This window comes from uncultured Granulicatella sp. (assembly GCF_938030755.1).
Lineage (GTDB): Bacteria > Bacillota > Bacilli > Lactobacillales > Aerococcaceae > Granulicatella.
This window is the reverse complement of record NZ_CALHIF010000036.1, coordinates 1-4,364: the sequence shown is the minus strand read 5'-3', so window position 1 is coordinate 4,364 and position 4,364 is coordinate 1. Positions and strand designations below refer to the sequence as shown.

General features: G+C 33.4%; 5 protein-coding genes. All 5 read left to right on the top strand.

Annotated elements, in window-relative coordinates:
* The coding region (locus Q0594_RS03585; protein ID WP_298729656.1) for a hypothetical protein at positions 1-956 on the top strand (956 nt) is incomplete at its 5' end.
* Between the two features lie 3 nt (positions 957-959).
* Positions 960-1,274, top strand: coding sequence for a DUF5592 family protein (locus Q0594_RS03580; protein ID WP_298729653.1), 315 nt, complete (start codon positions 960-962; stop codon positions 1,272-1,274).
* 35 nt (positions 1,275-1,309) lie between these two features.
* On the top strand, positions 1,310-1,909 hold the full coding sequence (locus Q0594_RS03575; RefSeq protein WP_298729650.1) for a hypothetical protein: 600 nt from the start codon (positions 1,310-1,312) through the stop codon (positions 1,907-1,909).
* On the top strand, positions 1,896-3,893 hold the full coding sequence (locus Q0594_RS03570) for a DUF87 domain-containing protein (protein ID WP_298729648.1): 1,998 nt from the start codon (positions 1,896-1,898) through the stop codon (positions 3,891-3,893). The genes Q0594_RS03575 and Q0594_RS03570 overlap by 14 nt, the downstream gene beginning before the upstream one ends.
* A 4-nt stretch (positions 3,894-3,897) precedes the next feature.
* A partial coding sequence (locus Q0594_RS03565; RefSeq protein WP_298729646.1) for a lysozyme family protein occupies positions 3,898-4,364 on the top strand: 467 nt, incomplete at its 3' end.

Here is a 4,364-nt window from a genome sequence, read left to right as displayed (position 1 = left end):
ATGTTATGACAAGTTTAAAAGTCGCAAAACTATTATTTGAAATGATTTACAGCTACACGTTAATCAATATTTTTGCATTATCGGATATTGAGAATGGAGAGAGAATTAAAAAGATTATCAAAAATGTGCTAAATGTACTTTTAACTGTAGTCCTATCCTCATATATGATTTATCTTTTTGGGATTGTGTACGGTGCAATTAATCAGTTAGATATTAACGGCTTTACAAAACTCATTGCTCAAATGGGGGTTGCGTTAGCGGTTATAGATGGACCAGTGATTATTCAAGAATTAACAGGATATGACGCTGGATTAAAATCAACTACATTAGGAGCTTTTGGAATGCTTCAGGCTGGAGTGTTAGTAGGCAAAGGACTTGGAAAAGTTGGTTCAGCAACGTATAAAGCTGGGAAAAAAGGGAAAGATAAACTTTCAGATATCCTTTCTGGTGGTTCAAAGCAAGAAAAAAACGGTTCTGATTCTTCAAAACGGAATCAATTTGAACAAGCTGTAAATGATAAGATGAAAGAAAAAGAAGATACTCCATCTGTTGCGGAACAAGGTTCAGGGACAAATGAACCAGTCGTAACGACTAATCCAAGCGTTCAAAAGGAAAACGAGAAGGAAAAAGCATTTGAGGAACAAGCGAGAAAAAACCAACAAAAATATGGTGTTTCAGATCCAAATAATCGTAAAGATAACGAGGATACAAACTCTCCAACACGTCCTTTAGTAGCATCTAAGGAATCTATAAAACAAGCTAAACAAAGAAGAGAAAGATTAAATAATGTACAAGGACGATATAATATAAAACCATCGATGGGAAGAACAACTTCTGAAAAAAATACTAAAAATGATTCTGTAACCTTGAAAGCACCACGATATAAAACAACACATTTAAAATATCAAAATAAAACAAAGGATCACCCAACACGTCCTTCTGGAAACGGAGAATAGAAAATGAATCAAAGAAATATAGAATCATTAACTCCTGAAGTTAAAATCATAGGTGAGTATACCTTGAATGATATCTTCATTATGTTATTGATTGGCTTATTGTTTTATATGCTTTCTCCAGCTGTTTATCAACCTTTACAACCATTTTATATTGTTTTTTGTATCTTTATCAGTTTTTGGTCGATTAAACGCAATCGAATGAACCCTGATAAACGCAGATATCAAGTGATATGGTTAATTTTAAAGAGAGATAAAAACTACTATCACATGCTTGAAGAAGAAGGCGTATTAAATGAGTACCAAGACCTAGGGGACTAACCTAGGTCTTTTATGAATAATAGAAAGGAGAACATATGGGATTTGATACAACACAAAAGAAAGAAAAAAGGAGTTTCTTTGGAAAGAAAAAAGATAACAAAAGAATTACTACAAAACGAGTTCTTTATGCGACTGATGTATTACCAGTAAAAGGGATTCTAAATGAATCAGAAGGTGGATTTATCCGTCTAAAAGATGGATATATGGATATCTTACAATTAGGTGGATACAATCTGATGGGAATGGATCAATCTGAAATTAGTGAGATTGTCCATCTATATGAAGCATTATCATTGCTATATGTAATGCCTTATAAAGTCGTATCGATGAATATACCAATTGATACATCTTCACAGCAACGATACTATCGTAAGCAATTAAATAAAACAACAGATGAAGTCAAACGGTATCGATTAAATGAATCGTTATCAGAAATGGAAGTCTTTAATGAAGATAGCAATAATAAAGAAATCTTCATTTTCATTTATGGAAAAACAATCGAAGAACTGAAAGAAAATCGTCAAGATATGTTCCGGTATAGTGGACAGTTAAACGTATATCCAATCACGAATGATAAAAAACGAATTGTATTATTTAGATTAGCGAATCCTTCAGCATCAGTTGAAGAGAGTTAAAGAAGTTGTAGACGGAAAGAAAGTAACTATTTATGATGAAGTTGAAAAGGAAATCAAAAAGGATAATCGATTTAAAGGAATCACAAAGTATGAAAAAGAAGGGTACAACGTAGAGTTCTTCTGCAATATTCAACCAATTGGGGGAATTGTCTTTAAAGATACGTATATTAAAACCGGAGAAGGGTACTCTACAACTTTATATGTTTATAAATTACCAACTGAAATTAATGGCTTTTGGTTAAGTGAAGTCTTCAATATTCCTAACGCTATTGTGACAAAGGACTTTTCTAGTAAAGAAGATGACGAAACATTAAAAAATCTATCTAAAGCAATGAGAGAACAGTATTCAAGATATGTCAATGAGAAAGACGCTTACGATTCAATGATTGCCTTAGAACAATTTGAAGATTTGAGAGAATTAGGAATTGCGGTAAGAAAAGCAAAAGAAGTTGTGAAGTATATGACACTTAGAATCAATTTGCATGCGGACACATTAGAAGAGCTACAAGAACGACTAAAAGATGCAAAATCTGTTTTAGATCGTCATAGTTTTAAAACAACAACTCTTTTAATGGAGCAAAAAGAAGAATGGCAATCAATGTACTTGGATGCTGTTAGTCAGCGAAAACTACCTAACAAACGAATTGGAAGAGATATTCCTTCAAGAAATATTGGGACAACTTTTCCTGCGAACCATGTATTTTTACATGACGCAAGAGGAAAGTATATAGGAGATAGTTTTACAAATGGACAGATTATTTGGGATGCCTTTGAAGTCGATAATGTCCATCGTGTACATTATAATTCTATTATTTTAGGTAGTATGGGTTCAGGGAAGTCAACCTTGCTTAAAAAGATTATGACACATTGGGCATCCATCGGAACGATGCTTAGAGGATTTGATTATTCAGGAGAATATCGAACATTAGTAGAATACTTTAATGGGACAGTACTTACATTAGACGGTACAAAAGGAACAATAAATGTATTTGAAGTATTTCCTACTAGTGTTGATGAGGAAGGAAACATTGATGATTCTTCTAGTTATATTCAACACATTTCAAAATTGGCTACATGGTATTCTATCTTAAAACCTGAAGCAACGGCGGAAGAGATAGACTGCTTTGAAAATCTAGTAGGACAATTGTATCAAAAAAGAGGGTTTGGTAACGGATTACCTTATACTGGAAATCCAGCAACGACTTATCCTCGCCTAGAAGACCTTCAAGAATTATTAAAAGAGAAGTTGTTACGTGAAGAAAAGAACTTTTCTAAAGTTGAAGAAGAAGCCTATGGGAAAATCAAAGTTACAATCGAAAAACTCTTGAATCAGTATGGGAAGTTGTTTAACCAATATACAACTATTTCTAATGTACAAGATGAACAGATTGTATTTTATGATATTACTGGACTTAGAAAACTAGATCCACGAATTACAAATGCACAAGTCTTTATTGCTTCTAGTTCCATGTGGGCGGAATTAATAAGAAATGGAGAAAAACAAAAACGACTAGTAGAAGAAGGGATTATTAAATTTGAAGATGCTATTAGAGGGCAATTAATTATAGATGAATGCCATAATCAGATTAATGCGGATAACATACGACAAACAAGATTTATTAATACTCTTCAGCGTGAAGGGCGAAAGTTGTTTATTGGAGTAACTCTTGCGACACAATCAATTAATAGTTTATCTCCTGAAGTCGTTTCTTCAGAGGAAGCTATTGCGTTAAAAGAAGTTTTTTCATTCTCTCAAAACAGATTCTATTTCAAAATGCCACCGGATTCTATCGAACGGTTAAAACGATTATCTTACGGAATGATTCGTCAAGGACAATTAGAACGACTAGTACGCTATGGTGTAGGAGAATGTTTGTTAAATATTGATGGTGGGGCAAACTATGAGTTTAGCGTATACGCTTCTAAAAATGAATTAGCCTTATTTAAAGGTGGCGGACGAGTTGATAGGGATGAAGAGGAGTAAGAAGATGAAGAAATGGATTATCAGAATGACTTTACTTTTACTTCCAGTATTTATTTGTTTTATCATCGTATTCTCTATTACAGGAGTTGTAACGTCTAATTCCTCTTCTTCTACCTCTAAAACTAATGTACGAAGTCGTAAAGGATTGAGTGAGAAAGTGTTATCGTATGAAAAACTAGTGAAACAAATTACGGAAGAAGAGGGAATACCTGAAGTAGCGAACGTTATTTTAGCGATCATACAAGTTGAAAGTAATGGTAATGGTGGAGATGTCATGCAAAGTAGCGAATCTCAAGGATTAGCACCAAATACTATTACAGATCCTGAAGAATCAATAAGAGTTGGTGTTCAAGCTTTTAAACGAGCATACGAGAAAACAAAGAAGTATGGAATGAATGTGTTAGTAGCTGCAGCTGGATACAATTATGGAAATGCATTTGTCGATTGGCTTCATATAAATGGAAAAGATTA

Coding starts and splice junctions, on each gene's coding strand:
- Q0594_RS03580 (WP_298729653.1), top strand. CDS start 960: ATGAATCAAAGAAATATAGAATCATTAACTCCTGAAGTTAAAATCATA.
- Q0594_RS03575 (WP_298729650.1), top strand. CDS start 1,310: ATGGGATTTGATACAACACAAAAGAAAGAAAAAAGGAGTTTCTTTGGA.